Below are 24784 nucleotides of genomic sequence, written 5' to 3' on the forward strand. Positions count from 1 at the left end.
CCGACCCGCACGAAAGGCGTAATGATTTGGGCACTGTCTCAACGAGAGACTCGGTGAAATTTTAGTACCTGTGAAGATGCAGGTTACCCGCGACAGGACGGAAAGACCCCATGGAGCTTTACTGCAGTTTGATATTGAGTGTCTGTACCACATGTACAGGATAGGTAGGAGTCTATGAGATCGGGACGCCAGTTTCGAAGGAGACGATGTTGGGATACTACCCTTGTGTTATGGCCACTCTAACCCAGATAGGTGATCCCTATCGGAGACAGTGTCTGACGGGCAGTTTGACTGGGGCGGTCGCCTCCTAAAAGGTAACGGAGGCGCCCAAAGGTTCCCTCAGAATGGTTGGAAATCATTCGCAGAGTGTAAAGGTATAAGGGAGCTTGACTGCGAGAGCTACAACTCGAGCAGGGACGAAAGTCGGGCTTAGTGATCCGGTGGTTCCGTATGGAAGGGCCATCGCTCAACGGATAAAAGCTACCCTGGGGATAACAGGCTTATCTCCCCCAAGAGTTCACATCGACGGGGAGGTTTGGCACCTCGATGTCGGCTCGTCGCATCCTGGGGCTGTAGTCGGTCCCAAGGGTTGGGCTGTTCGCCCATTAAAGCGGCACGCGAGCTGGGTTCAGAACGTCGTGAGACAGTTCGGTCCCTATCCGTCGCGGGCGTAGGAAATTTGAGAGGATCTGCTCCTAGTACGAGAGGACCAGAGTGGACTTACCGCTGGTGTACCAGTTGTCTTGCCAAAGGCATCGCTGGGTAGCTATGTAGGGAAGGGATAAACGCTGAAAGCATCTAAGTGTGAAACCCGCCTCAAGATGAGATTTCCCATGATTTTATATCAGTAAGAGCCCTGAGAGATGATCAGGTAGATAGGTTAGAAGTGGAAGTGTGGCGACACATGTAGCGGACTAATACTAATAGCTCGAGGACTTATCCAAAGTAACTGAGAATACGAAAGCGAACGGTTTTCTTGATTTGAATAGATATTCAATTTTGAGTAGGTATTACTCAGAGTTAAGTGACGATAGCCTAGGAGATACACCTGTACCCATGCCGAACACAGAAGTTAAGCCCTAGAACGCCGGAAGTAGTTGGGGGTTGCCCCCTGTGAGATATGGAAGTCGCTTAGCTCTAGGGAGTTTAGCTCAGCTGGGAGAGCATCTGCCTTACAAGCAGAGGGTCAGCGGTTCGATCCCGTTAACTCCCATAGGTCCCGTAGTGTAGCGGTTATCACGTCGCCCTGTCACGGCGAAGATCGCGGGTTCGATTCCCGTCGGGACCGTTAGAATAACGTAAGTTATTTTAGACTCGTTAGCTCAGTTGGTAGAGCAATTGACTTTTAATCAATGGGTCACTGGTTCGAGCCCAGTACGGGTCATATATGCGGGTTTGGCGGAATTGGCAGACGCACCAGATTTAGGATCTGGCGCTTAACGGCGTGGGGGTTCAAGTCCCTTAACCCGCATTAAGATATAATAAATGAGCCGGCTTAGCTCAGTTGGTAGAGCATCTGATTTGTAATCAGAGGGTCGCGTGTTCAAGTCATGTAGCCGGCATTTTTAGATAGAAGAAAACAGTGCGAACGTAGTTCAGTGGTAGAACACCACCTTGCCAAGGTGGGGGTCGCGGGTTCGAATCCCGTCGTTCGCTTAGAGAGGCCGGGGTGGCGGAACTGGCAGACGCACAGGACTTAAAATCCTGCGATTGGTAACGATCGTACCGGTTCGATTCCGGTCCTCGGCATAATATAATGAGCACCCTTAGCTCAACTGGATAGAGTACCTGACTACGAATCAGGCGGTTAGAGGTTCGACTCCTCTAGGGTGCATTTTTCTATTTAACTCGGGAAGTAGCTCAGCTTGGTAGAGTACTTGGTTTGGGACCAAGGTGTCGCAGGTTCGAATCCTGTCTTCCCGATACATGGCGGTGTAGCTCAGCTGGCTAGAGCGTCCGGTTCATACCCGGGAGGTCGGGGGTTCGATCCCCTTCGCCGCTATAATGATCTTGTTGGACCTTTAGCTCAGCTGGTTAGAGCTCTCGGCTCATAACCGAGTGGTCGTAGGTTCAAGTCCTACAAGGTCCATTTGAATAGTATGGAGGATTACCCAAGTCCGGCTGAAGGGAACGGTCTTGAAAACCGTCAGGCGTGTAAAAGCGTGCGTGGGTTCGAATCCCACATCCTCCTTTTGTATTAACGCGGGATGGAGCAGCTCGGTAGCTCGTCGGGCTCATAACCCGAAGGTCGTAGGTTCAAATCCTGCTCCCGCAATAAGGCTCGGTAGCTCAGTTGGTAGAGCAATGGATTGAAGCTCCATGTGTCGGCGGTTCGATTCCGTCTCGCGCCATTTTATTAATAGTATGTATGCGGGTGTAGTTTAGTGGTAAAACTACAGCCTTCCAAGCTGTTGTCGCGAGTTCGATTCTCGTCACCCGCTTTGAACTTTGTTCAAATTACATTACCAAGTTTTTAACTTGGGCGCGTAGCTCAGGTGGTTAGAGCGCACGCCTGATAAGCGTGAGGTCGGTGGTTCGAGTCCACTCGTGCCCATTAATAGGAGAATTACTCAAGAGGCTGAAGAGGACGGTTTGCTAAATCGTTAGGTCGGGTAACTGGCGCAAGGGTTCGAATCCCTTATTCTCCGTTTTATTGAGAGTTTATAACTCTTTTTTTGTATTTTTAAGAATTGTAGAATAAAAACTTCAGATTTGTAAAACTTAATTGGATTACTTATCTGAAGTTTTTTGCGCTCTTTGTCAACTGTAGTGGGCTGCAGAAAAGCTAAAATCTTTATATATTGTCGATTTTATGGTTGTGCTAGTTTATTATTACTTCCAACTCTTGAGTGATATTTCTCCGCTATTGAGCCAGATTTCTTTTCCGTTATCACATTGAACTAGAAGCTTTCCACTTTCAGAGATATCTTTAGCAAGTCCCTTGTAGTCTTTTTGATTTAGTGTGAAAGTAACTTCTTTTCCTAGAACGAATGACTGTTTTTTGTATAGGTATAATAGTTCTTCTGCTGGTGTTTCGAAGAAAGTGCGCCAGATTTCTATGATTAATTCATTTCTGGTAATAGGTGCTGGTGTTTTAAATAAACTAGCAGCTTTTTCTTTTAATTCTTGTGGGAAATCATTAATAGTGAAGTTGATTCCTACTCCAATAATGATATCTGTGACTAAGCTAGTTTCCACAGAGGTCATTGCTTCAGTGAGGATTCCTCCAATTTTTTGATTTTTGAGGTAGATATCATTGACCCATTTTATGTCGATATCTATTAAAGTTAGGTTCTTAATGGCTTTGTAGATAGCTCCTGCTACAAGTAGTGTGTAGGATGGTAATTTGTCGTAAGGGAGATTTGGTTTGAGATGGAGGGTCATATAAATGCCACCTTGTGGGGAGTAGAAGGAGCGTTGAAAACGGCCTCGTCCTGCTGTTTGATAGGAAGCTAGATAGAGGGTGTTTGCTTCATTTCCTAAATCAATTGCTTCTTTTGCATCGAGTTGTGTTGATCTTGTTTCGGGTTTAAAACTGACTTTAATTGGAAGGTTTTCTTCTAGAATCTCTGGAAGAATAAGGTCTCCACTCACCAGTTTATAGCCTTTGTTTTTGATACTATCAATTTCAATGCCTTCTTGTTCTAGCCGCCTGATGGCTTTCCAAATTGATGTTCGGCTGAGGGATAGTTCTTCTGCGATTTTTTCTCCGCTGATATAGTTGGCATCTTTAGCTAGAATTTGGTAGACAGCTTGGTAAGATTTCATAGTGTTTCCTTTCTTTAGGAATAGTATCTGATTTGAATCTAGTTTGGCTAGTTGCTTAATTACTACTATTTTAACATATGCCTAGTATTTACGGTATGATTTTCTTAGAGTAAATGTAGTCATTAAGCTTGAGGTGTGAAATCTCAGTATTTTTGCTCCTTTTTTAACTAGGAAGCGTTTCCTTTGTTTTCAAATTGCTAAAAAAGTGGTACAATATAGGATAGCTTACTATTATCTGAATCAACTGATTTGGAGAGAAAGGATTCATTTTGAAATCAATAGGCTTTATTGAAAAGCTGAAAGGGTTGTCTAGTAAAGAGCTGATTTTATTGGGAATTATCCTGAGTATCTTTTTACCCTTTTATCTTTTTGTAGTTGTATTCTGTTTATATATTATCAGTTTAATTTTCACAGGAGACATGAAAAGTATTCTTCAGAAAATGGGGGAGCATCCGATGCTGCTTCTTTTTCTTGGCTATAGTACTGTTATATCCGTTTTTGCACAAAATTGGATGGGAGTTGTGGCTTCAGTAGGAATTTTTCTATTTACTGTTTTCTTTTTGCATTATCAGTCGATTTTATCACATAAATTCTTTCGATTGATTTTGCAGCTCGTCTTGTTTGGTAGCGTCTTGTCAGCTGCTTTTGCGAGTTTAGAACATTTCCAAATTGTGAAGAAATTCAACTATGCTTTTCTTTCACCCAATATGCAGGTGTGGCATCAGAATCGTGCAGAAGTGACCTTCTTTAATCCTAATTATTATGGAATTATTTGTTGTTTCTGTATCATGATTGCTTTCTATCTGTTTACAACGACCAAATTGAATTGGTTGAAAGTATTCTGTGTGTTTGCAGGCTTTGTGAATCTCTTTGGTTTGAACTTTACGCAAAATCGAACTGCCTTTCCTGCTATTATCGCTGGAGCCATTATTTATCTCTTTACGACCATTAAAAACTGGAAGGCCTTTTGGCTTAGTATTGGGGTCTTCGCAATCGGATTGAGTTTCCTCTTTTCTAGTGATTTAGGAGTTCGGATGGGGACTTTAGACTCTTCTATGGAAGAACGCATTTCTATCTGGGATGCTGGGATGGCCTTGTTTAAGCAAAATCCTTTTTGGGGTGAAGGGCCATTGACCTACATGCACTCGTATCCTCGGATAAATGCTCCTTATCATGAACATGCTCACAGTCTTTATATTGATACGATTCTGAGTTACGGAATTGTGGGGACTATTTTATTAGTTTTGTCTTCTGTTGCTCCTGTTCGCTTGATGATGGATATGAGTCAGGAGTCGGGGAAACGTCCGATTATCGGTCTTTATCTATCTTTCCTTACAGTGGTTGCTGTGCACGGAATCTTTGATTTGGCCCTCTTCTGGATTCAGTCAGGTTTTATTTTCTTGCTAGTTATGTGCAGTATTCCGTTGGAGCATCGAACTTTGGTATCGGATATGACGGATTAAATTTATAAGATTAAAAAATTCTTCTACCTTGGGTGGGAGATTTTTTTACTGGGGAAAATTATTTCTAAGTCGAAATAGTTGACAGTTGGAATAATGAGTGTTACAATTACTTTATTCGTTTCGATATAGAAATAAATTGGAGGTGTCATGAAAGATAGTCATTTGCTAGCCCATCATATTCGTTTGTTGAATGGGCGGATTTTTCAAAAGTTACTGAGCCAAGATCCTGAAGCTCTTTATCGTAGTGAACAGGGTAAGATTTTAGCGGTTTTATGGAATAGTGAAACTGGCTGTGCAACTGCGACAGATATTGCTTTGGCGACTGGACTTGCTAATAATACGCTGACGACTATGATAAAAAAGCTTGAGGAACAAAATCTTGTAACCGTTAGTCCATGTGGAGAGGATAAGCGTAAGAAGTATTTAGTTTTAACAGAGTTGGGGCAGTCTCAGAAAGAAGTGGGGCATCGTGTCAGTCAGAAATTGGATACGATCTTTTACAAAGGATTTTCAGAGGAAGAAATTCGTCAGTTTGAAGCCTTTCAAGAAAGAATTTTGGCTAATCTGAAAGAGGAGGAAAATGAGGTTTAAAATGGAGCAGATTAGCTGTTTATAAGTAAAGGCCACTTTTGACTTTGTTTTCCAACTCTTAGGACAAGGAAACTAAGTGGTTAGCTATGGTCGGACTCAGATTGACGGAGTTGCCTATGCACAGTATGACATCTTCCGTCTAGAAAATGGGAAAATTGTGGAGCATTGGGACAATAAGGAAGTCATGCCTAAGGTAGAAGACTTGACCAATCGAGGGAAGTTTTAAATTGAGGATACAGAATGATTGAATACAAAAATGTAGCCTTGCGCTACACAGAAAAAGATGTCTTGAGAGATGTCAATTTACGGATTGAGAATGGGGAGTTCATGGTTTTAGTTGGTCCATCTGGCTCAGGTAAGACGACCATGATTAAGATGATTAACCGTCTCTTGGAACCGACTGATGGAAATATTTATATGGATGGCAAGCGCATCAAAGACTATGATGAGCGTGAGCTTCGTCTCTCTACTGGCTATGTTTTACAGGCCATTGCTCTCTTTCCTAATCTAACGGTCGCGGAAAACATTGCCCTGATTCCTGAGATGAAGGGATGGACTAAGGAAGAAATTGCTAAGAAAACTGAAGAGCTTTTGGCTAAGGTTGGCTTGCCAGTAGCTGAGTATGGGCATCGTTTGCCTAGTGAATTATCTGGTGGGGAGCAACAGCGTGTTGGAATTGTACGGGCTATGATTGGTCAGCCTAAGATTCTCCTCATGGATGAACCTTTTTCAGCCTTGGATGCTATTTCTCGCAAACAGTTGCAGGTTCTGACTAAAGAATTGCATAAAGAGTTTGGGATGACAACGATTTTTGTAACCCATGATACGGATGAAGCCTTGAAATTGGCGGATCGTATTGCTGTCTTGCAGGATGGAGAGATTCGCCAGGTAGCGAATCCCGAGACCATTTTAAAAGCTCCTGCAACAGACTTTGTAGCAGACTTGTTTGGAGGTAGTGTTCATGACTAATTTAATTGCAACTTTTCAGGATCGTTTTAGTAATTGGTTGACAGCTCTGTCTCAACATTTGCAGTTGTCTCTTTTGACCTTGTTGCTGGCTATTTTTATCGCGATTCCTTTGGCTGTTTATCTCCGCTATCATGAGAAGTTGGCGGACTGGGTCTTGCAGATTGCAGGGATTTTCCAGACTATCCCGTCTCTGGCCTTGTTGGGGCTCTTTATCCCCTTGATGGGAATTGGGACCTTGCCGGCTTTAACAGCACTAGTGATTTATGCGATTTTCCCGATCTTACAAAATACCATCACTGGGCTAAAGGGAATTGATCCGAGTCTGCAAGAGGCTGGGATTGCCTTTGGGATGACTAGATGGGAGCGACTCAAGAAGTTTGAAATTCCACTTGCCATGCCTGTCATTATGTCTGGGATTCGCACGGCGGCCGTCTTGATTATCGGTACGGCAACCTTGGCTGCCTTGATTGGTGCAGGGGGGCTGGGTTCCTTTATCCTTTTGGGAATTGACCGTAATAATGCCAGTCTGATTTTGATTGGGGCACTTTCTTCTGCAGTGCTTGCCATTGCCTTTAACTTCCTACTAAAAGTGATGGAAAAAGCAAAATTGCGGACGATTTTTTCTGGTTTTGCTTTGGTGACAATATTGCTCGGTCTGTCTTATAGTCCAGCTCTTTTGGCTCAGAAAGAGAAAGAAAACTTGGTTATTGCTGGGAAATTGGGTCCAGAACCAGAAATTTTGGCCAATATGTATAAACTCCTCATTGAGGAAAATACCAGTATGACTGCGACTGTTAAACCAAATTTTGGGAAAACAAGCTTCCTCTATGAAGCTCTGAAAAAAGGCGATATTGACATCTATCCTGAATTTACTGGTACGGTGACTGAAAGCCTGCTTCAACCATCACCGAAAGTGAGTCATGAGCCTGAGCAGGTTTATGATGTGGCGCGTGATGGCATTGCCAAGCAGGATCATCTAGCTTATCTCAAACCTATGTCTTATCAAAATACCTATGCTGTAGCTGTTCCGAAAAAGATTGCTCAAGAATATGGCTTGAAGACCATTTCGGATTTGAAAAAAGTGGAAGGGCAATTGAAGGCAGGCTTTACACTTGAGTTTAATGACCGTGAAGATGGAAATAAGGGCTTGCAGTCAATGTATGGTCTCAATCTCAATGTAGCGACCATGGAGCCAGCTCTTCGCTATCAGGCAATTCAGTCAGGCGATATTCAAATTACGGATGCCTATTCGACCGATGCGGAATTGGCGCGTTATGATTTGCAGGTCTTGGAAGATGACAAGCAACTCTTTCCACCTTATCAAGGGGCTCCACTGATGAAAGAAGCTCTTCTCAAGAAACATCCAGAGTTGGAAACAGTTCTCAATAAATTGGCTGGTAAAATTACTGAAAGCCAGATGAGCCAGCTTAACTATCAAGTGGGTGTTGAAGGCAAGTCAGCAGAACAAGTAGCCAAGGAATTTCTACAAGAACAAGGTTTGTTGAAAAAATAGCTTGAAAAGCTAAACTCAACTTGGTTAAACGACTATATAGAAGAATGCTCAGACAATGTTGTCTGGGCTTTTTTGATTGTTGAAAAGATGAAAACTCAGTAGCCTAGAAATAAGGCAACTGAGCTCTACTCTGTATTCAATTTTTAGGAATGAGAAGGTCTAGATAAAACTGGACAACTTCCTGGTATGTAAAGTCTTGTCCTTTTTTGAGCCACCAGGTCAATGTCTCGATAAAGTTGGACACGACCAAGTGTTGGAGGTAAGAAGTAGGCAGATTAGTGTGGGCTTCTTTTAACTCATCAGCCAACATGGGATAGACATGGTGTTCTAGCTCTTTATGGAGTTGACGGAGGAAGTAGTCATTTTTGGAAAATAGCAGACTGGTAACATGGTCCTGGTTTTTCTGAAAATGTAAAAAGATATGTGCGAGGTAGTCCTCGGTAGTAAAGTGTCCTTCCCTTTCAAAGAGATGATGAAAGAGGTAGCGACAGAGCTCATCTAAAAGGAGTTCCTTGCTTTCATAGTGACAGTAAAAAGTAGAACGTCCCACATCTGCGAGATCAATGATATCCTGAACAGTAGTAGCCTCGTAGCCCTTAGCATTCAAAAGTTGTAGAAAAGCTTGATAGATAGCTTTTTTCGTCTTGCTGACTCGACGGTCTCTTTTTGGCATGTAGACACTTGAGACAAACTGTTCAGAACTGAACATGGCTGACAGTTTGCTTCTATCCTTTCTTTGAATTTTATTAGATAATACAAATGAAAGAAGTATGTATATACCCATTATACCAAAGGAGGGAGAGAAATGAGTTCTAAAACATCTATCTGGTTAGCTTTTTTCTTAAATTTAAGCTATGCGATTGTTGAGTTTATCGCAGGAGGAATCTTTGGTTCGAGTGCAGTTCTTGCTGATTCCGTTCATGACTTGGGAGATGCTATAGCCATTGGCATCTCAGCCCTTTTAGAAACAATTTCAAACCGTGAAGAAGATAGACAGTACACCTTGGGTTACAAACGTTTTAGTCTTTTAGGAGCCATGCTAACGGCTGTGATTCTTATGATAGGGTCTGTCCTAGTGATCTTGGAAAATGTCACAAAGATTGTTCACCCGCAACCCGTCAATGAGGAAGGCATCCTCTGGCTGGGAATCATTGCAGTAGCCATTAATGTGCTAGCAAGTCTGGTAGTTCGTAAGGGGAAAACAAAGAACGAGTCAATTCTTAGCCTGCATTTTTTGGAAGACACTCTTGGTTGGTTGGCCGTCATTCTAATGGCGATTATTCTTCGATTTACGGACTGGTATATCCTCGATCCGCTTTTATCACTAGTTATTTCTATCTTTATTCTGTCGAAAGCCATTCCTCGCTTTTGGAGCGCACTGAAAATTTTCCTAGATGCTGTGCCAGAAGGAGTCGAGACAAGTGATTTGGAGAAGGATTTAGAGGCTCTACCCAATGTCAACAGTGTCAATCAACTTAGCATTTGGTCCATGGATGGTCTAGAGAATAATGCTATTGTTCACATTTGTATCAAGGACTGGGAACAGATGATGGAAACCAAAGAAGTGGTGCGTCAATGTTTAGAAGAAAGAGGCGTGCAGAATATCACTATTGAAGTAGATAGCAGTCAAAGCAATCATGCGCAACATAAGCGGAGGGTGAGAGAATTAGAGCAGAAGCATGGGCATCATCATTAGAAAAGCGACCTCGCTAGAGGTCGTTTTGTTATCCTATTCATTCCTTGTACTCTCTCTCAGAGTCAGTCTGGTTCCCAGCATAGTCAGGCTAGGAATTTTGCGACCGTGGAGGACTTCCTTGTTAAGAATATCCATACCTGCTCGGCCCATTTCTTCGGTATAGACGGTGATGCTGGAGAGGGGAGGATAGACTTGCTTGGTCAGACTAGTGTCGTTAAAAGAAATGAGGCTGACGCGATCTGGCAGGCTGATTCCAGTTTCTTGGAGGGCACGGAGGGCGCCGATAGCTAAGCTATCGCTGGCTGCGAAAAAGGCTGGTGGGAGTTGGTCTCCCAAGTTCTGAATGGCCTCCTTCATCAAGTCATAGCCAGACTGGGCAGTAAAGCTTCCTTGAAAGATCAGTTCATCATGATAGATTCCTTTTGTTTGACTGTAGTTCTTAAAATTTTCCAGACGCTTGTCCTCAATGATTTCTTCTTGGTCGGTTGTTTCCTCAAGTCCTGTTAGAATTCCGATACGGTCCATTCCTTGGCTGAGAAAATAATCGACAACCTGTTTCATGGCAGTGTAAAAATCCGTGATAATGCAGGTGTGTCCCAGTGAAAGAGTATCGCTGTCTAGAAATACAAGAGGTTTTTGGTATTCTTCAAAGGCAGAAATCTGAGCTCGACTAAATTTTCCGATGCAGAGAATCCCAATCACTTCTTCGCTTAGGGTAAAAGGATGGTCATTAAAATAGCGCAAGATATCGTAGTCCAACTCTTGGGCTCTTTTTTCTATGCCTAGGCGAATCTGGTAGTAGTAGAGGTCGTCCAGCTCCCCTTGTTCACTGACCCATTGGATAATGGCAATCTTTTGCTTGGGTTTGTGGGACTCGCCTGTCTTGAGGTGCTTGGTGTAGCCCAGCTCTTCAGCAACGGTTAAAATACGGTGCCTGGTTTCTTCTGTAACAGATAGGCTCTGGTCGCGGTTTAGGACACGGGATACGGTCGCGATAGAGACAGAGGCTAGCTGTGCAATGTCTTTTAAAGTAGCCATAAATCCTCCTTCTTTAAGGTTAGTATATCATATTTTTCTGCTTTTTACTGATAGTTTAGTAAAATTTTAGTAAAAATGATTGACCTTGGGAAATCCCTTGGATACAATAGAAGAAAACGATTACATGTTAAGGTGACTTAACGGACAGTCAAAGGAGAATTCAAATGACCCAACATCTTACTGCAGAAGCACTTCGCAAAGACTTTCTTGCTGTTTTTGGTCAAGAAGCAGACCAAACTTTCTTTTCACCAGGTCGTATCAATTTGATTGGTGAACACACGGACTACAACGGTGGGCACGTTTTTCCAGCTGCTATTTCCTTGGGAACTTACGGTGCAGCTCGCAAGCGTGACGACCAAGTCTTGCGTCTATACTCAGCTAACTTTGAGGACAAGGGCATTATCGAAGTGCCTCTCGCTGACCTCAAGTTTGAAAAAGAGCACAGCTGGACCAATTATCCAAAAGGGGTTCTTCATTTCTTGCAAGAAGCTGGGCATGTGATTGACAAAGGTTTTGATTTTTATGTTTATGGGAATATCCCAAATGGTGCTGGTTTGTCTTCTTCAGCATCCCTTGAACTTTTGACAGGAGTCGTGGCAGAGCATCTCTTTGATTTAAAATTAGAGCGTCTCGATTTGGTTAAAATTGGAAAACAAACAGAAAACAACTTTATCGGAGTCAACTCTGGCATTATGGACCAGTTTGCTATCGGTATGGGAGCTGACCAACGTGCTATTTACCTAGATACCAACACCTTAGAGTATGATTTGGTACCACTTGATTTGAAAGACAATGTCGTTGTTATCATGAACACCAATAAACGCCGTGAATTGGCGGATTCTAAATATAATGAACGCCGTGCTGAGTGTGAAAAAGCAGTAGAAGAACTACAAGTGGCTTTGGACATTCAAACCTTGGGTGAATTGGACGAATGGGCCTTTGACCAATATAGCTATCTGATTAAAGATGAAAATCGTTTGAAACGTGCTCGTCACGCTGTTCTTGAAAACCAACGTACCCTCAAAGCTCAAGCAGCCCTTCAGGCAGGTGATTTGGAAACATTTGGTCGTTTGATGAATGCGTCACACGTTTCCCTAGAGCATGACTATGAAGTAACTGGTTTGGAATTGGATACTCTTGTTCATACAGCTTGGGCACAAGAAGGTGTTCTCGGTGCTCGTATGACAGGGGCAGGTTTTGGCGGATGTGCCATTGCCTTGGTGCAAAAAGATGCTGTTGGTGCCTTTAAGGAAGCTGTAGGCAAACACTACGAGGAAGTAGTTGGATACGCTCCAAGTTTCTATATCGCTGAAGTTGCAGGTGGCACTCGCGTCCTTGATTAGTCAAAAGGAGGTTGTCTAGTGACCTTAGTAGATAAATTTGTAACATATATCATTTCTGAAAGTTCATTTGAGGAAATGGATCGAATCTACCTGACCAATCGTGTCTTGGCACGAGTGGGAGAAGGTGTTTTGGAAGTTGAGACCAATCTGGACAAATTGATTGACCTCAAGGACCAGCTGGTTGAGGAAGCCGTTCGATTAGAGACGATTGAGGATAGTCAGACTGCGCGTGAAATCCTTGGTGCTGAACTGATGGACTTGGTGACCCCTTGTCCAAGTCAGGTCAATCGTGATTTCTGGGCAACCTACACCCAATCTCCTGAGAAAGCGATAGCGGATTTTTACCAACTTAGTCAGAAAAATGACTACATCAAACTCAAGGCTATTGCTAAAAATATCGCTTATCGTGTTCCATCTGATTATGGAGAACTAGAAATTACCATCAACCTCTCTAAGCCTGAAAAGGATCCCAAAGAGATTGCGGCGGCCAAGTTGGTGCAAGCTAGTAATTATCCCCAGTGTCAGCTTTGTATAGAGAATGAAGGCTACCATGGTCGGGTCAACCACCCAGCTCGCAGCAATCACCGTATTATCCGCTTTGAAATGGCTGGTCAGGAGTGGGGCTTCCAGTATTCGCCCTATGCTTATTTTAATGAGCACTGTATTTTCTTAGACGGCCAGCATCGTCCCATGGCCATTAGTCGTCAGAGCTTTGAACGCCTGCTGGCTATCGTAGAGCAGTTTCCAGGATATTTTGCTGGATCTAATGCTGACTTGCCGATTGTGGGGGGCTCTATTCTAACTCATGATCATTATCAAGGAGGCCGTCACGTCTTTCCGATGGAATTGGCTCCCTTGCAAAAGACCTTCAGATTTGCTGGTTTTGAGCAGGTTAAGGCTGGGATTGTCAAGTGGCCCATGTCAGTGTTGCGTTTGACTTCGGATTCCAAAGAGGATTTGATCAACTTAGCTGACAAGATTTTGCAGGAATGGCGCCAGTATTCAGATCCTAGTGTGCAGATTTTGGCAGAGACAGACGGGACACCGCATCACACCATCACACCTATAGCGCGTAAGCGTGATGGCCAGTTTGAGTTGGACTTAGTCTTGAGGGACAATCAGACTTCTGCAGAACATCCTGACGGCATCTATCATCCCCACAAGGATGTCCAACATATCAAGAAGGAAAATATCGGCTTGATTGAGGTCATGGGCTTGGCAATCTTGCCACCACGTCTGAAAGAAGAAGTGGAGCAAGTCGCTAGCTATCTCGTGGGAGATGGTGATGCAGTTGCCGACTATCATCAGGAATGGGCAGACCAACTTAGAGCTCAATATCCAGCCCTAACAGATAAAGAAAAAGCCCTTGAAATCGTCAAGGACTCTGTTGGTGCTATCTTTGCGCGTGTACTTGAGGATGCAGGAGTCTACAAGCAGACGGAACAAGGGCAGACAGCTTTTATGCGATTTGTGGAGCAGGTCGGAATTTTGCCAGACTAGGTGCTTTCTCCTTGCACAGTCCTATAAAAAGTAGTATCATAGTGTCGTTTGAAATATCAGGAGGAAACGATGAAAGATTTTCATTTTGACGCTATATCTGCCTTTGAAAATTACGAAATTGAAAAAATGAGAGATGGTCACGTTGTGGTGACGACCAAAGTAGTGGACTCGTCGCTCAACTACTATGGCAATGCCCATGGTGGCTATCTCTTTACCCTTTGTGACCAGATCAGTGGTTTGGTGGTTATCTCTCTGGGGCTTGATGGAGTGACACTCCAATCTTCTATCAACTACCTCAAAGCAGGAAAACTCGACGATGTATTGACAATAAAAGGAGAATGTGTCCATCAAGGTCGCACAACCTGTGTCGTGGATGTCGATATCACCAATCAAGAGGGCAGAAATGTCTGCAAGGCAACCTTTACCATGTTTGTCACAGGCCAGCGGTCAGAAGACAGACAGGTAAGGATATAGATAAACAAAAAAGAGGTGTAAACCTCTTTTTTTTATTTCTTCTTATGATTTAATACTGCATTGAGGACAATGGCTAGTAGGCTGGCTACGACGATTCCGTTTGAGAAGAACATTTGGAAAGCTGTCGGCATGCTGACAAAGAGATTACTGTTGTTGAGTCCGACACCTGCAGCGATGGAGACTGCTGCGATAAGGAAGTTATGTTCATTGTTAGCAAAGTCAACACGGGCGAGGATTTGCATCCCTTGAATAGATACAAAACCAAACATTACCAGCATAGCACCACCGAGGACAGGGCTTGGAATGATTTGGGCAAGGGCACCAAACTTAGGAAGGAGTCCAAGGAGAACCAGGAAACCAGCCGCGTAGTAGATTGGCAGGCGAGTCTTGATACCTGACAATTTAACCAAACCAACGTTTTGTGAAAATCCTGTGTAAGGGAAGGTGTTAAAGATACCTCCGAGAAGTACGGCCAAGCCTTCTGCGCGGTAACCGTTGCGCAGGCGTGTGCTGTCGATTGGGTCTTTCGTGATATCAGACAAGGCCAGATAAACACCAGTAGACTCAACCATAGACACCGTTGCGATGATACACATCATGACAATAGATGAGATTTCAAAGGTTGGCATCCCAAAGTAGAGTGGAGTTGGGACATGGACAAGTGGTGCTGCTGCAACTGGAGAGAAGTCAACCAAGCCCATGCTAGCAGCAATGGCAGTTCCAACAACCAGACCAATCAAAATAGAGATAGACTTGATAAATCCTTTAGTAAAGATGTTAATCAAGAGGATAATCAAAACAGTGATAGCTGCAAGCAAGAGACTTTGACCAGTTGGCTCTGGAACGTTATTTCCCATATTTCCAATAGCGACAGGAATCAAGGTTAAACCAATCGTGGTAATAACAGATCCTGTTACGATAGATGGGAAGAGATTGGCTACTTTTGAGAAGATGCCTGAAACAAGAACTACGTAAATCCCTGATGCGATAAGGGCACCAAACATAGCGCCACTTCCATGGCTTTGCCCAATCATAATCAAGGGAGCAACGGATTGGAAGGCTACTCCTAGAACGACTGGGAGTCCAATACCAAAATATTTGTTGAGTTGGAGTTGGAGGAAGGTTGCCACTCCACACATGAAGATATCTGTGGAAATCAGGTAAGTCAACTGCTCAGCTGAATAGCCAAGGGCTGTCGCAATCATGATGGGAACCAGGATAGATCCTGAGTACATGGCTAGTAAGTGCTGCAAGCCAAGAACGGCTGCTTGCGAGTGTTTTTCTTGAGTTTGCATTAGAGATCTGCCTCCTTAAATATGACTTGACCATTTTCAAAACGATCCAAACGAGCGAGTGATAGAACAGGGTAGCCTGCTTTTTCAAGCAAATCACGGCCATCTTGGAAGGATTTTTCAATCACAATACCGATAGCTTCGACTGTGGCTCCAGCTTGTTCGATGATTTGAATCAAGCCTTTAGCAGCTTGGCCATTAGCAAGGAAATCGTCGATAATCAAGACCTTGTCCTCTGGTGAGAGGAATTTTCCAGCGATAGAAACAGTGCTGGTCACTTGCTTGGTAAAGGAGTAAACTTCGGCAGTTAAGATACCTTCGTTCATAGTGATGTTTTTAGCTTTTTTAGCGAAAATCATGGGAACGTTTAAGGCTTCAGCTGTAAAAACGGCTGGAGCAATACCTGACGCTTCAATGGTTACGACCTTGGTAATGCCAGCAGCAGCGAATTTTTCCGCAAAAACCTTACCAATCTCTCGCATCAAGCTAAAGTCAACTTGGTGGGTTAAAAAGGAATCCACCTTGAGGATGTTATCACCCAAGATATGCCCATCCTTGAGGATGCGCTCTTCTAATAATTTCATAAGACCTCCTAAAGTCTAAAAGCTAATCCATTTGCTTGTTTCAGATTTCTACCCAGTAAAACGGATAGAAAAAGGACCTACTTAATCTCTAAGTAAGTCCCCAAAATAGGCATGGCAAAAACGACCATACCTCACTTCTGACTTACTTATTGTTAGGTGTTCCGGCACCTTGTAGAAACGTCGTGCCAATTCACGACATAAACAAGTAAAACGATATTCAATTTTAAATAGGCTTGAACCAATGTTTTTATTTTACACTAAATGACGTTGGAAATCAAATGTTTTGTTAGTATTTTGAGATAAAAAACGAACGAATATAATAAAAATGGGCAAAAATTAACTTATTGGCTAACATTTAGAAGGTTTTTCCATCATAAAAGGCATATTATCAAGATTTTTCAAGACTTGACAATATGCCTTTTTCTAACTTTAAAGACTTTTCCCAATCTTTATTATTCTACTCGCTAAATCTTAAAAAATAACCATCTGGATCCAAAATCGCAAATTCATGGGGATATATAAAGCTATCTCCCACTCGAAATTCTCTTTTGGTCAGCGGACGATGGATAGGATAGTCAGCTTCCAGCAGTTTTTGGTGGAGCTGAGGGACATCTTCAATGCCAAAGGAAATATTGACACCGCGCCCGAAAGGATAGGTTAGTTGGGCTAATTCTTCTGTGCTACCTTCTTCTAGCATAAGTTGGCAGTCTTCAAGCGAGAGGAAGAGAAATTTCTCCTCTGGACGCTCGTATTCGACAGAAAATCCCAGCAAGTCGCAGTAGAAGTGGCGTGACTTTTCGAGGTCAGATACTACAAATTCAGGAATGACAGCTTGATAGTCCATTAGCTTTCTCCTTAGAGCTCAATCTCCATGACAATGGGTGTATGGTCTTGGCGAGCACCTGAGTCAATCATATCAGACTTGGTCACCTTGTCAGCGATGCGGTTACTTGTGAGCCAGTAGTCGATTCTCCAGCCTGTATTGTTGATTTTAGAAGTTTTGCTACGTTGTGCCCACCAAGTGTAGCGTTCTGGAACATCGCCGTGAATGTGGCGGAAGGTATCCGTAAATCCAGTTGCTAAAAGGTTGGTAAATCCAGCACGCTCCTCGTCGGTAAATCCTGGTGAACGGCGGTTGCTAGCAGGATTTGCAAGGTCGATTTCATTGTGGGCTACATTGTAGTCACCGGTTGCAAGGACTGGTTTTTCTTTGTCTAGTTCAGCCAAGTACTCCGCATATTTGAGATCCCAGACTTGGCGTTCTTCCAAGCGTTTGAGGCCATCGCCAGCGTTTGGTGTGTAAACTTGGGTCACGAAAAATTCATCAAATTCCAAGGTGATGATGCGGCCTTCCAAGTCCATGGTAGAAGGAGCACCGATTTCTGGGAAGCTGACAGTTGGTGTGAGTTCTTTCTTATAAAGGAACATGGTTCCGGCATAGCCTTTGCGGGCAGGTTCTTGGGAAGAGCGCCACGTATTTTCGTAGCCTGGGAAGAGTTCTTCTAAAATTTCCAAGTGTTTCTTTGTAGGCCCTTTGGCAGAAAGCTTGGTTTCTTGGATAGCGATGATATCAGCATTTTCTGCCACAAGGGTTTGTAGGACTTCTTGGGACAATTTGGCGCGAGCTGAGTCACTAGTTAGGGCTGCGTTGAGGGAATCAATATTCCATGAGATGAGTTTCATAAAGTTACCTTTTTCATTCAGATTATAGATTTTATTATACCAAAAAAAGGTCTATTTCCCCAACGTATGGTTTGAAAAATTACTCTTTAGACTTTATCCTGAGAAAATAAAAATTCCCTAAACTATTTAGAAAAAAATCTAAATAGTTCTTGTGTTTAGAATAGAAAGGTGTATAATATTATTTAGAAAAACATCTAAATAGAAAGTGAAGTTACATATATGTCAAATAAGAGAACAATCCTTCTTTTTGTGGTCTTGGCTTATGCCCTTGCTTGGATAATATGGTTGGCACTATGGTTAAGTGGTGTTGGTCTAAACTCTTCATGGAGTCAACTTGCTAGTATTGTAGCCATGTGGATGCCTGCACTTGCAGTCTTTATTTTAGGGAAAATCACGAATCAGCCTAGTGGAATCAAATCTAAATTAGTTGTAAATCTCAAGAGCAACTGGCGCTTTTACTTACTAGCTATCTGGTTACCAGCAGTTATCAGTTTTTTAGGAGCAGGACTTTATTTTCTTGTATTTCCTAGCAATTTCAGCCTTGGTTTTGAATCTATTCAAGCTATTTTACAAGAAAAAGGAGTCCTTCAATCACCGATTCCCTTATCTTTCTTGGCTTTGATTCAAATCCTAGCTAGTTTGACCTACGCTCCTTTTCTTAATAGTTTCTTTGCATTGGGGGAGGAAATTGGTTGGCGGGGCTATCTTTATCCAGTGCTAAGAGAACGCTTTTCACTAGTCCAGACTCATGTCTTGCTTGGTCTCATTTGGAGTCTTTGGCATTTACCAATCAATTTGCAAGGATATAATTATGGCCTTACTTATTTTGCTTATCCTGTTTTGGGAGTTGTTGCTATGTTTCTATCTTGTTTTAGCCTAGGAATATTGTTGAGCTGGTTGTTGGAAAAGACAGGTTCTATCTGGGCTTCTGCCCTATTTCATGGGGCAATCAATGCAACTGCAGGTATTGGGTTACTCTTTCAATTACCAGGAGAAAAAGTTTCAAGCCTCTTGATTTTAGGCCCATCACCGACTGGAATGCTATCAGTTCTCCCTTGCTTATTCCTAGCCCTACTAATATTACAAAGGGGAAGGAGGCATTATGAGTTTTGCAAATAGCTTTAAAGCCTTATCTCATCCAGTTAGGAGAGAGATTTTAAATTTACTAAAAGCAGGTAGATTATCTGCAGGAGAAATTGCCAGTCAATTCGAGTTGACTAATGCAACTATTTCACACCATCTCACGATTTTGAAAGCAGCGGATTTGATTCATGAAATGAAAGAAAAAAACTTTATTTATTATGAGTTAAATACATCAGTTTTAGAGGATATGATGGTGTGGTTAGCAGATTTGAAAGGAGATCTTTAGATGAAGGTAAAAATCAATAAGAAATTGCTATTATTTACGAGTATTCTCATCCTACTATCTTCCCTTGTAGGTTGTGTTTTCTGGTATCAATTGCCAGAGAAGATGCCCACTCATTTTAATCTACTGGGTCAAGCAGATGGCTACAATCATAAAGTGTTTGCTATCTTTGGATTGCCTGCTCTCATGCTTTTGATGCATTGGTTGCTTCTATTTTTAATGATTAAGGATCCTAAATCTAGCAATATCAGTTCAAAAATACAAGTTTTGATTTACTGGATTATTCCTTTTGTATCTTGTCTATCAATGATTTCTATCTACGGAGAATCTTTGGGGTATTCCATGATGAGTGGGCTTCTAGCTCAGATTTTTATGGGAGTTTTGATGATCGTAATTGGAAATTATCTACCAAAAACACGCAAGAATTATATAATCGGTATTCGACTTCCGTGGACCTTGGAGAGTGATAAAAACTGGAGAAAAACACATCGATTAGCTGGAAAAATTTGGGTGTTAGGAGGATTGTTATTGTTTCTAAATTCCTTTGTTCAAATATATGTTTACTGGGTGTTTTTCTTGACACTTCTACTTGTAGTGTTGATGCCTGGTGTTTATTCATATCAATTATCAAAATCAGAATCTTGAAATAGCTATTGGAGTCATTAGTTTGAGAAGTTGGTCTGATATGTCTATTTCCCCAGCGTATGGTTTGAAAAATCACCCTCTTTCGTTTATAATAAAGAATGATTTTATGAAAGGGAGTGAAAATAAATGAAATTTTACTCATATGACTATGTCCTTAGTCAAATCAGTCAGCAAAATGGAATCATGATTGGCTTTGGGGTTGTGCTCCTAGCTATCACAGGATTTTTTGCTTTTAAGGCTTATCGTGATAAAAAGGGGACTAAGTTTCGGGAATTGGTCATGATTTTGGCCTTGACTTTGGTGGCTATGCTTTTGGTGACAATCTCAAAATACCAGACAAATCAAGCCTCAAACAACCAATTTCAAACCTCCCTTCATTTCATAGAGGTTGTTTCCAAAGACTTGGGAGTGGATAAATCAGAAGTTTATGTCAATACTTCTGCAGCCACTGATGGAGCGCTTGTCAAGGTAGGTCCAAATTTCTACCGCGCCATGAACGGGAGCCAACCAGACAAGTATCTTTTAGAGAAATTAGAATTGCATCAAACAGACGCTATTGAATTGGTGGAGGTAAACAAATGACACTCAATTATATGGAAATTTTAATCAAACTGGCCTTGGGGCTCTTCTCGCTTGTTTTTGTTATCAATGTGACAGGAAAGGGGAACCTAGCACCTAACTCTGCGACAGACCAAATTCAGAACTATGTTCTTGGTGGTATCATCGGTGGGGTGATTTACAATAGTTCTATCAGCATTCTCCAGTATGCAGTGATTTTGATGATGTGGACGATTTTGGTCTTGACCCTAAAGTGGCTCAATAACAATGTTCGTTTTGTCAAACGCTTGATTGATGGAAAACCAACTCTCCTTATCAAAAATGGGCAGATTGACCCAGAAGCCTGTCGTTCAGTTGGTTTGTCTGCAGCAGAAGTTGCTCTCAAACTTCGTAGCCAAGGGATTTTCCAGATGAAACAGGTCAAATGCGCTGTGCAGGAGCAAAATGGCCAACTCATCGTGGTCCAAATGGGGGATGAAAATCCTAAGTATCCAGTTGTGACTGACGGTGTGATCCAAGTCGATGTTTTGGAATCGATTGGCCGTAGCGAAGAGTGGCTGCTTGATAATCTAAGCAAACAAGGACATGACAATGTGGCCAATATCTTTATCGCTGAGTATGACAAGGGTGCCGTCACAGTTGTAACCTATGAATAAGAAAAACCTGGGGTCTTGGCCTCAGGTTTCTATTTGCAATCAGAAAGGGATGTTATGTCCATTATTCAAAAACTTTGGTGGTTTTTCAAGTTAGAAAAACGCCGTTATTTAGTCGGGATTGTGGCTCTGGTCTTGGTTTCCGTCCTCAATCTCATTCCACCTATGGTCATGGGGCGGGTCATTGATGCCATCACATCGGGGCAATTAACCCAGCAGGACCTCCTTCTTGACCTATTTTACTTGCTTCTTGCTGCCTTTGGGATGTACTATCTACGCTATGTTTGGCGTATGTATATCCTCGGAACCTCCTACCGTTTGGGGCAGATTATGCGGTCTCGCTTATTTGAGCATTTCACAAAAATGTCTCCAGCCTTTTATCAGACCTATCGAACGGGAGACCTGATGGCACACGCTACAAATGATATCAATGCCTTAACCCGTCTGGCAGGCGGCGGTGTTATGTCTGCGGTGGATGCCTCCATCACAGCTTTAGTGACCTTGCTAACCATGCTCTTTAGCATTTCGTGGCAAATGACCCTAGTTGCCATTTTACCCTTACCTTTCATGGCTTATGCGACCAGTCGTCTAGGGAGAAAGACCTATAAGGCCTTTGGCGAATCCCAAGCTGCCTTTTCCGAACTCAATAACAAGGTGCAGGAGTCCGTATCAAGTATTAAAGTGACCAAGTCTTTCGGGTACCAGACGAACGAGCTCAAGTCCTTTCAGGCAGTCAATGAATTGACCTTCCAAAAGAACCTGCAAACCATGAAATACGATAGTCTCTTTGATCCCATGGTTCTCTTATTTGTTGGTTCATCCTATGTTTTAACGCTTTTGGTCGGCTCCTTGATGGTTCAGAAAGGGCAAATCACGGTTGGGAATCTGGTCACCTTCATCAGCTACTTGGATATGTTGGTCTGGCCTCTTATGGCCATCGGTTTCCTCTTTAATATTACCCAGCGAGGGAAGGTTTCTTACCAACGGATTGAGGAACTTTTGTCTCAGGAATCACCTGTACAAGACCCAGAGTTTCCATTAGATGGTATTGAAAATGGATGCTTGGAGTACGCCATTGACAGCTTTGCCTTTGAAAATGAGGAAACACTGACAAATGTTCACTTTAGTTTGGAAAAAGGGCAAACATTGGGCTTGGTTGGGCAAACAGGATCTGGGAAAACTTCCTTGATCAAACTCCTCTTGCGTGAATACGATGTGGATAAGGGAGGCATTTACCTAAACGGTCATAATATTCGTGACTATCGTCTGACAGACCTTCGCAGTCTCATGGGCTACGTCCCTCAGGACCAGTTCCTCTTTGCGACTTCGATTTTAGATAATATCCGCTTTGGCAATCCTAACTTGCCCCTTTCAGCGGTCGAGGAAGCGACTAAGCTAGCCCAAGTTTACCAAGACATTGTAGCCATGCCTCAGGGATTTGATACGTTGATTGGTGAAAAGGGAGTCAGTCTTTCTGGTGGTCAAAAGCAGCGTCTGGCCATGAGTCGGGCGATGATTTTAGACCCTGATATTTTGATTTTAGATGATTCCTTGTCAGCCGTGGATGCCAAGACAGAGTATGCTATTATTGACAATCTTAAGGAAACGCGTCAGGACAAGACAACCATTATCACGGCTCATCGCCTCAGTGCAGTTGTCCATGCAGATTTGATTTTAGTCCTGCAAAATGGCCAAATCATCGAACGAGGCAGGCACGAAGACTTGCTAGCTTTGGATGGCTGGTATGCTCAAACCTACCAGTCTCAGCAGCTGGAAATGAAAGGAGAAGAAGATGCAGAATAAACAAGAACAATGGACTGTATTGAAGCGCTTGATGTCTTATCTCAAGCCTTATGGACTCCTGACTTTTTTGGCACTCAGTTTTCTCCTAGCGACGACGGTCATTAAAAGTGTCATTCCCCTTGTGGCTTCCCACTTTATCGACCAGTATCTGAGCAATCTCAACCAACTAGCTGTGACCGTTTTGCTGGCCTACTATGGTCTTTATATCCTGCAAACTCTAGTTCAGTATGTTGGCAATCTTCTCTTTGCGCGGGTGTCCTACAGTATTGTTAGGGATATTCGTCGGGATGCCTTTGCCAATATGGAAAAACTGGGTATGTCTTACTTTGATAAGACGCCAGCAGGTTCCATCGTCTCTCGTTTGACCAATGACACCGAGACCATTAGTGATATGTTTTCTGGGATTTTATCCAGCTTTATCTCAGCAGTTTTCATCTTTCTGACAACTCTGTATACCATGTTGGTGCTGGATTTTCGTTTGACAGCTTTAGTCTTGCTCTTTCTCCCCTTGATTTTCCTTTTGGTCAATCTCTATCGGAAAAAATCAGTCAAGATTATCGAGAAAACCAGAAGTCTCTTGTCAGATATCAATAGTAAGCTGGCAGAGAATATTGAGGGAATCAGGATAATCCAGGCCTTTAATCAAGAGAAGCGCCTGCAGGCAGAATTTGATGAGATCAACCAAGAACACTTGGTCTATGCCAACCGTTCTGTAGCCTTGGATGCCCTCTTTTTGAGACCTGCCATGAGTTTGCTGAAACTTCTAGGATATGCTGTCTTGATGGCTTACTTTGGCTACCGTGGGCTTTATCTGGGAATAACAGCAGGGACCATGTATGCCTTTATCCAGTACATCAACCGCCTTTTTGACCCCTTGATTGAAGTAACGCAAAACTTTTCAACCCTTCAAACTTCTATGGTTTCTGCAGGTCGTGTTTTTGCTTTGATTGATGAGAGGACCTATGAGCCCCTTCAAGAAAATGGACAGGCCGAGATCAAAGAAGGCAATATCCGTTTTGAACATGTATGTTTCTCTTATGATGGAAAACATCCGATTTTGGATGACATTTCTTTCTCTGTTAATAAGGGTGAAACCATTGCTTTTGTGGGTCATACAGGTTCTGGGAAATCGTCTATTATCAATGTCCTTATGCGCTTTTATGAATTCCAGTCAGGGCGAGTTCTCTTGGATGATGTGGATATCAGGAACTACAGTCAGGAAGAGCTGAGAAAAAACATTGGTCTGGTCTTGCAGGATCCCTTCCTCTATCATGGGACTATTAAGTCCAATATCGCCATGTACCAAGAAATCAGTGATGAGCAGGTCCAGGCTGCGGCAGCCTTCGTGGATGCAGATTCCTTTATTCAGGAGCTTCCTCAGGGATATGATGCACCTGTTTCCGAGCGTGGTTCAAGCTTCTCTACTGGTCAGCGCCAGCTTCTTGCCTTTGCTAGAACAGTCGCCAGTCAGCCTAAAATCCTGATTTTGGATGAAGCGACAGCCAATATTGACTCTGAAACAGAAAGTTTGGTTCAAGCTTCACTGGCTAAGATGAGACAGGGACGGACAACCATTGCCATCGCTCATCGCCTTTCTACCATCCAAGACGCCAACTGCATCTATGTTTTGGACAAGGGGCGAATTATTGAGAGTGGAACGCATGAGGAACTCTTGGCGCTGGGTGGAACCTACCACAAGATGTATAGCTTGCAGGCAGGGGCCATGGCCTAATACTCTTTGAAAATCTCTTCAAATCCATGTCAGCTTTATCTGCAACCTCAAAGCTGTACTTTGATTTTCATTGAGTGTAAGAAGGAAATCCTTCAAATTACAGATTTCTTTCA

General features: G+C 42.8%; 22 protein-coding genes, 17 tRNA genes, 2 rRNA genes, 1 pseudogene and 1 riboswitch. Of the genes and pseudogenes, 35 read left to right on the plus strand and 7 right to left on the minus strand.

Annotated elements, in window-relative coordinates:
- The 19 genes from N8N51_RS05695 to N8N51_RS05785 all read left to right on the plus strand — a co-directional run.
- A 23S ribosomal RNA gene (locus N8N51_RS05695) occupies window positions 1-944 on the plus strand; the annotation flags it as partial.
- 76 nt (window positions 945-1020) lie between these two features.
- Window positions 1021-1136: ribosomal RNA gene (rrf, locus tag N8N51_RS05700) — 5S ribosomal RNA — on the plus strand.
- 4 nt (window positions 1137-1140) lie between these two features.
- Window positions 1141-1213 (plus strand) — tRNA-Val (locus tag N8N51_RS05705).
- Window positions 1214-1215: 2 nt separating this feature from the next.
- A tRNA-Asp gene (locus tag N8N51_RS05710) sits at window positions 1216-1288 on the plus strand.
- 23 nt (window positions 1289-1311) lie between these two features.
- A tRNA-Lys gene (locus tag N8N51_RS05715) sits at window positions 1312-1384 on the plus strand.
- A gap of 5 nt (window positions 1385-1389) precedes the next feature.
- Window positions 1390-1471: transfer RNA gene (locus N8N51_RS05720), tRNA-Leu, on the plus strand.
- An 18-nt stretch (window positions 1472-1489) separates the two neighbouring features.
- Window positions 1490-1562: transfer RNA gene (locus N8N51_RS05725), tRNA-Thr, on the plus strand.
- A 22-nt stretch (window positions 1563-1584) separates the two neighbouring features.
- Window positions 1585-1656 (plus strand) — tRNA-Gly (locus N8N51_RS05730).
- Window positions 1657-1663: 7 nt separating this feature from the next.
- Window positions 1664-1749, plus strand: a tRNA-Leu gene (locus tag N8N51_RS05735).
- Between the two features lie 11 nt (window positions 1750-1760).
- A tRNA-Arg gene (locus N8N51_RS05740) sits at window positions 1761-1834 on the plus strand.
- 15 nt (window positions 1835-1849) lie between these two features.
- Window positions 1850-1923, plus strand: a tRNA-Pro gene (locus N8N51_RS05745).
- Between the two features lie 5 nt (window positions 1924-1928).
- Window positions 1929-2002 (plus strand) — tRNA-Met (locus N8N51_RS05750).
- A gap of 13 nt (window positions 2003-2015) precedes the next feature.
- Window positions 2016-2089: transfer RNA gene (locus N8N51_RS05755), tRNA-Ile, on the plus strand.
- Window positions 2090-2101: 12 nt separating this feature from the next.
- Window positions 2102-2191: transfer RNA gene (locus tag N8N51_RS05760), tRNA-Ser, on the plus strand.
- Window positions 2192-2201: 10 nt separating this feature from the next.
- Window positions 2202-2275 (plus strand) — tRNA-Met (locus N8N51_RS05765).
- A gap of 3 nt (window positions 2276-2278) precedes the next feature.
- Window positions 2279-2351, plus strand: a tRNA-Phe gene (locus N8N51_RS05770).
- Between the two features lie 19 nt (window positions 2352-2370).
- Window positions 2371-2441: transfer RNA gene (locus tag N8N51_RS05775), tRNA-Gly, on the plus strand.
- Between the two features lie 39 nt (window positions 2442-2480).
- Window positions 2481-2554: transfer RNA gene (locus N8N51_RS05780), tRNA-Ile, on the plus strand.
- Window positions 2555-2560: 6 nt separating this feature from the next.
- Window positions 2561-2648: transfer RNA gene (locus tag N8N51_RS05785), tRNA-Ser, on the plus strand.
- Between the two features lie 184 nt (window positions 2649-2832).
- Here N8N51_RS05785 and birA read toward each other — a convergent pair.
- Entirely contained in the window at window positions 2833-3768 is a 936-nt protein-coding gene (birA, locus tag N8N51_RS05790; RefSeq protein ID WP_084888843.1) for a bifunctional biotin--[acetyl-CoA-carboxylase] ligase/biotin operon repressor BirA, read from the minus strand.
- A 269-nt stretch (window positions 3769-4037) separates the two neighbouring features.
- Between birA and N8N51_RS05795 the strand changes: the two genes are divergently transcribed.
- The 5 genes and pseudogenes from N8N51_RS05795 (at window position 4038) to N8N51_RS05815 (ending at window position 8304) form a co-directional block, all read left to right on the plus strand.
- Complete coding sequence (locus N8N51_RS05795; protein ID WP_084950229.1) at window positions 4038-5231, plus strand: O-antigen ligase family protein; 1194 nt, start codon at window positions 4038-4040, stop codon at window positions 5229-5231.
- A gap of 147 nt (window positions 5232-5378) precedes the next feature.
- Entirely contained in the window at window positions 5379-5822 is a 444-nt protein-coding gene (locus tag N8N51_RS05800; RefSeq protein WP_153198659.1) for a MarR family winged helix-turn-helix transcriptional regulator, read from the plus strand.
- Between the two features lie 34 nt (window positions 5823-5856).
- Window positions 5857-6048, plus strand: a pseudogene (locus tag N8N51_RS05805) (nuclear transport factor 2 family protein); the annotation flags it as partial.
- Window positions 6049-6062: 14 nt separating this feature from the next.
- Window positions 6063-6791 carry an ATP-binding cassette domain-containing protein gene (locus N8N51_RS05810; protein WP_004262153.1) on the plus strand — a complete coding sequence of 243 codons (729 nt, stop codon included), beginning with the start codon at window positions 6063-6065 and terminating at the stop codon, window positions 6789-6791.
- Entirely contained in the window at window positions 6784-8304 is a 1521-nt protein-coding gene (locus N8N51_RS05815) for an ABC transporter permease/substrate-binding protein (RefSeq protein ID WP_261103778.1), read from the plus strand. The genes N8N51_RS05810 and N8N51_RS05815 overlap by 8 nt, the downstream gene beginning before the upstream one ends.
- Window positions 8305-8440: 136 nt before the next feature.
- Here the strand turns inward: N8N51_RS05815 and N8N51_RS05820 are convergent, their stop codons facing one another.
- A complete protein-coding gene (locus tag N8N51_RS05820; protein WP_261103779.1) occupies window positions 8441-8977 on the minus strand; it encodes a TetR/AcrR family transcriptional regulator in 537 nt (178 codons plus the stop codon).
- A gap of 132 nt (window positions 8978-9109) precedes the next feature.
- On the opposite strand from N8N51_RS05820, the gene N8N51_RS05825 reads away from it, so the two are divergent.
- A complete protein-coding gene (locus N8N51_RS05825) occupies window positions 9110-10000 on the plus strand; it encodes a cation diffusion facilitator family transporter (RefSeq protein WP_000095928.1) in 891 nt (296 codons plus the stop codon).
- 33 nt (window positions 10001-10033) lie between these two features.
- Here N8N51_RS05825 and galR read toward each other — a convergent pair whose 3' ends face one another.
- Window positions 10034-11038 (minus strand): DNA-binding transcriptional regulator GalR, encoded by a 1005-nt coding sequence (galR, locus tag N8N51_RS05830; protein WP_125453201.1) that lies wholly within the window; start codon window positions 11036-11038, stop codon window positions 10034-10036.
- 164 nt (window positions 11039-11202) lie between these two features.
- Here galR and N8N51_RS05835 point away from each other — a divergent pair, with 164 nt between their 5' ends.
- From N8N51_RS05835 to N8N51_RS05845, 3 genes are all read left to right on the plus strand, one after another.
- A complete protein-coding gene (locus N8N51_RS05835) occupies window positions 11203-12381 on the plus strand; it encodes a galactokinase (protein ID WP_125453200.1) in 1179 nt (392 codons plus the stop codon).
- Window positions 12382-12399: 18 nt separating this feature from the next.
- A complete protein-coding gene (locus N8N51_RS05840) occupies window positions 12400-13881 on the plus strand; it encodes a UDP-glucose--hexose-1-phosphate uridylyltransferase (RefSeq protein WP_261072981.1) in 1482 nt (493 codons plus the stop codon).
- 69 nt (window positions 13882-13950) lie between these two features.
- The gene (locus N8N51_RS05845; RefSeq protein ID WP_000651198.1) at window positions 13951-14355 is read left to right on the plus strand and encodes a PaaI family thioesterase; all 405 of its coding nucleotides are present in this window, start codon (window positions 13951-13953) and stop codon (window positions 14353-14355) included.
- A gap of 32 nt (window positions 14356-14387) precedes the next feature.
- Here N8N51_RS05845 and N8N51_RS05850 read toward each other — a convergent pair whose 3' ends face one another.
- From N8N51_RS05850 to N8N51_RS05865, 4 genes are all read right to left on the minus strand, one after another.
- Window positions 14388-15650 (minus strand): nucleobase:cation symporter-2 family protein, encoded by a 1263-nt coding sequence (locus N8N51_RS05850; protein WP_001194477.1) that lies wholly within the window; start codon window positions 15648-15650, stop codon window positions 14388-14390.
- Window positions 15650-16231, minus strand: coding sequence for a xanthine phosphoribosyltransferase (locus N8N51_RS05855; RefSeq protein WP_000770402.1), 582 nt, complete (start codon window positions 16229-16231; stop codon window positions 15650-15652). Before N8N51_RS05855 ends, N8N51_RS05850 begins: the two co-directional genes overlap by 1 nt.
- A gap of 129 nt (window positions 16232-16360) precedes the next feature.
- Window positions 16361-16456: riboswitch (purine riboswitch) on the minus strand.
- A gap of 232 nt (window positions 16457-16688) precedes the next feature.
- Entirely contained in the window at window positions 16689-17075 is a 387-nt protein-coding gene (locus tag N8N51_RS05860; protein ID WP_020901633.1) for a bleomycin resistance protein, read from the minus strand.
- A gap of 11 nt (window positions 17076-17086) precedes the next feature.
- Complete coding sequence (locus N8N51_RS05865) at window positions 17087-17914, minus strand: exodeoxyribonuclease III (RefSeq protein ID WP_203180126.1); 828 nt, start codon at window positions 17912-17914, stop codon at window positions 17087-17089.
- Between the two features lie 219 nt (window positions 17915-18133).
- Between N8N51_RS05865 and N8N51_RS05870 the strand changes: the two genes are divergently transcribed.
- The 7 genes from N8N51_RS05870 (at window position 18134) to N8N51_RS05900 (ending at window position 24671) form a co-directional block, all read left to right on the plus strand.
- Window positions 18134-19033 carry a CPBP family intramembrane glutamic endopeptidase gene (locus N8N51_RS05870; protein ID WP_203180127.1) on the plus strand — a complete coding sequence of 300 codons (900 nt, stop codon included), beginning with the start codon at window positions 18134-18136 and terminating at the stop codon, window positions 19031-19033.
- Window positions 19017-19283: an autorepressor SdpR family transcription factor gene (locus N8N51_RS05875; RefSeq protein WP_023932591.1), complete on the plus strand. Its 267-nt coding sequence runs from the start codon at window positions 19017-19019 to the stop codon at window positions 19281-19283. The genes N8N51_RS05870 and N8N51_RS05875 overlap by 17 nt, the downstream gene beginning before the upstream one ends.
- A complete protein-coding gene (locus N8N51_RS05880; RefSeq protein WP_203180128.1) occupies window positions 19284-19925 on the plus strand; it encodes an SdpI family protein in 642 nt (213 codons plus the stop codon).
- Between the two features lie 126 nt (window positions 19926-20051).
- Window positions 20052-20507: a DUF3290 family protein gene (locus N8N51_RS05885; protein ID WP_203180129.1), complete on the plus strand. Its 456-nt coding sequence runs from the start codon at window positions 20052-20054 to the stop codon at window positions 20505-20507.
- Window positions 20504-21139: a DUF421 domain-containing protein gene (locus N8N51_RS05890; RefSeq protein ID WP_000174451.1), complete on the plus strand. Its 636-nt coding sequence runs from the start codon at window positions 20504-20506 to the stop codon at window positions 21137-21139. Before N8N51_RS05885 ends, N8N51_RS05890 begins: the two co-directional genes overlap by 4 nt.
- 54 nt (window positions 21140-21193) lie before the next feature.
- A complete protein-coding gene (locus N8N51_RS05895; protein WP_261103780.1) occupies window positions 21194-22939 on the plus strand; it encodes an ABC transporter ATP-binding protein in 1746 nt (581 codons plus the stop codon).
- Window positions 22929-24671, plus strand: a complete 1743-nt coding sequence (locus N8N51_RS05900; RefSeq protein ID WP_261103781.1) for an ABC transporter ATP-binding protein — start codon at window positions 22929-22931, stop codon at window positions 24669-24671. The genes N8N51_RS05895 and N8N51_RS05900 overlap by 11 nt, the downstream gene beginning before the upstream one ends.
- The last annotated feature ends 113 nt before the right edge of the window (window positions 24672-24784 follow it).

The sequence above is a fragment of the Streptococcus mitis genome (assembly GCF_946188685.1).
GTDB lineage: Bacteria > Bacillota > Bacilli > Lactobacillales > Streptococcaceae > Streptococcus > Streptococcus mitis_CC.

Bases quoted from the DNA above. Each gene is read 5' to 3' on its own strand.
- N8N51_RS05845 (WP_000651198.1), top strand. From the start codon at position 13,951: ATGAAAGATTTTCATTTTGACGCTATATCTGCCTTTGAAAATTACGAA.
- N8N51_RS05815 (WP_261103778.1), top strand. From the start codon at position 6,784: ATGACTAATTTAATTGCAACTTTTCAGGATCGTTTTAGTAATTGGTTG.
- N8N51_RS05865 (WP_203180126.1), bottom strand. From the start codon at position 17,914: ATGAAACTCATCTCATGGAATATTGATTCCCTCAACGCAGCCCTAACT.
- N8N51_RS05900 (WP_261103781.1), top strand. From the start codon at position 22,929: ATGCAGAATAAACAAGAACAATGGACTGTATTGAAGCGCTTGATGTCT.
- N8N51_RS05895 (WP_261103780.1), top strand. From the start codon at position 21,194: ATGTCCATTATTCAAAAACTTTGGTGGTTTTTCAAGTTAGAAAAACGC.
- N8N51_RS05860 (WP_020901633.1), bottom strand. From the start codon at position 17,075: ATGGACTATCAAGCTGTCATTCCTGAATTTGTAGTATCTGACCTCGAA.
- N8N51_RS05835 (WP_125453200.1), top strand. From the start codon at position 11,203: ATGACCCAACATCTTACTGCAGAAGCACTTCGCAAAGACTTTCTTGCT.
- N8N51_RS05890 (WP_000174451.1), top strand. From the start codon at position 20,504: ATGACACTCAATTATATGGAAATTTTAATCAAACTGGCCTTGGGGCTC.
- N8N51_RS05870 (WP_203180127.1), top strand. From the start codon at position 18,134: ATGTCAAATAAGAGAACAATCCTTCTTTTTGTGGTCTTGGCTTATGCC.
- N8N51_RS05880 (WP_203180128.1), top strand. From the start codon at position 19,284: ATGAAGGTAAAAATCAATAAGAAATTGCTATTATTTACGAGTATTCTC.
- N8N51_RS05820 (WP_261103779.1), bottom strand. From the start codon at position 8,977: ATGCCAAAAAGAGACCGTCGAGTCAGCAAGACGAAAAAAGCTATCTAT.
- galR (WP_125453201.1), bottom strand. From the start codon at position 11,038: ATGGCTACTTTAAAAGACATTGCACAGCTAGCCTCTGTCTCTATCGCG.
- N8N51_RS05800 (WP_153198659.1), top strand. From the start codon at position 5,379: ATGAAAGATAGTCATTTGCTAGCCCATCATATTCGTTTGTTGAATGGG.
- N8N51_RS05825 (WP_000095928.1), top strand. From the start codon at position 9,110: ATGAGTTCTAAAACATCTATCTGGTTAGCTTTTTTCTTAAATTTAAGC.
- N8N51_RS05850 (WP_001194477.1), bottom strand. From the start codon at position 15,650: ATGCAAACTCAAGAAAAACACTCGCAAGCAGCCGTTCTTGGCTTGCAG.
- N8N51_RS05855 (WP_000770402.1), bottom strand. From the start codon at position 16,231: ATGAAATTATTAGAAGAGCGCATCCTCAAGGATGGGCATATCTTGGGT.
- N8N51_RS05875 (WP_023932591.1), top strand. From the start codon at position 19,017: ATGAGTTTTGCAAATAGCTTTAAAGCCTTATCTCATCCAGTTAGGAGA.
- N8N51_RS05810 (WP_004262153.1), top strand. From the start codon at position 6,063: ATGATTGAATACAAAAATGTAGCCTTGCGCTACACAGAAAAAGATGTC.
- birA (WP_084888843.1), bottom strand. From the start codon at position 3,768: ATGAAATCTTACCAAGCTGTCTACCAAATTCTAGCTAAAGATGCCAAC.
- N8N51_RS05885 (WP_203180129.1), top strand. From the start codon at position 20,052: ATGAAATTTTACTCATATGACTATGTCCTTAGTCAAATCAGTCAGCAA.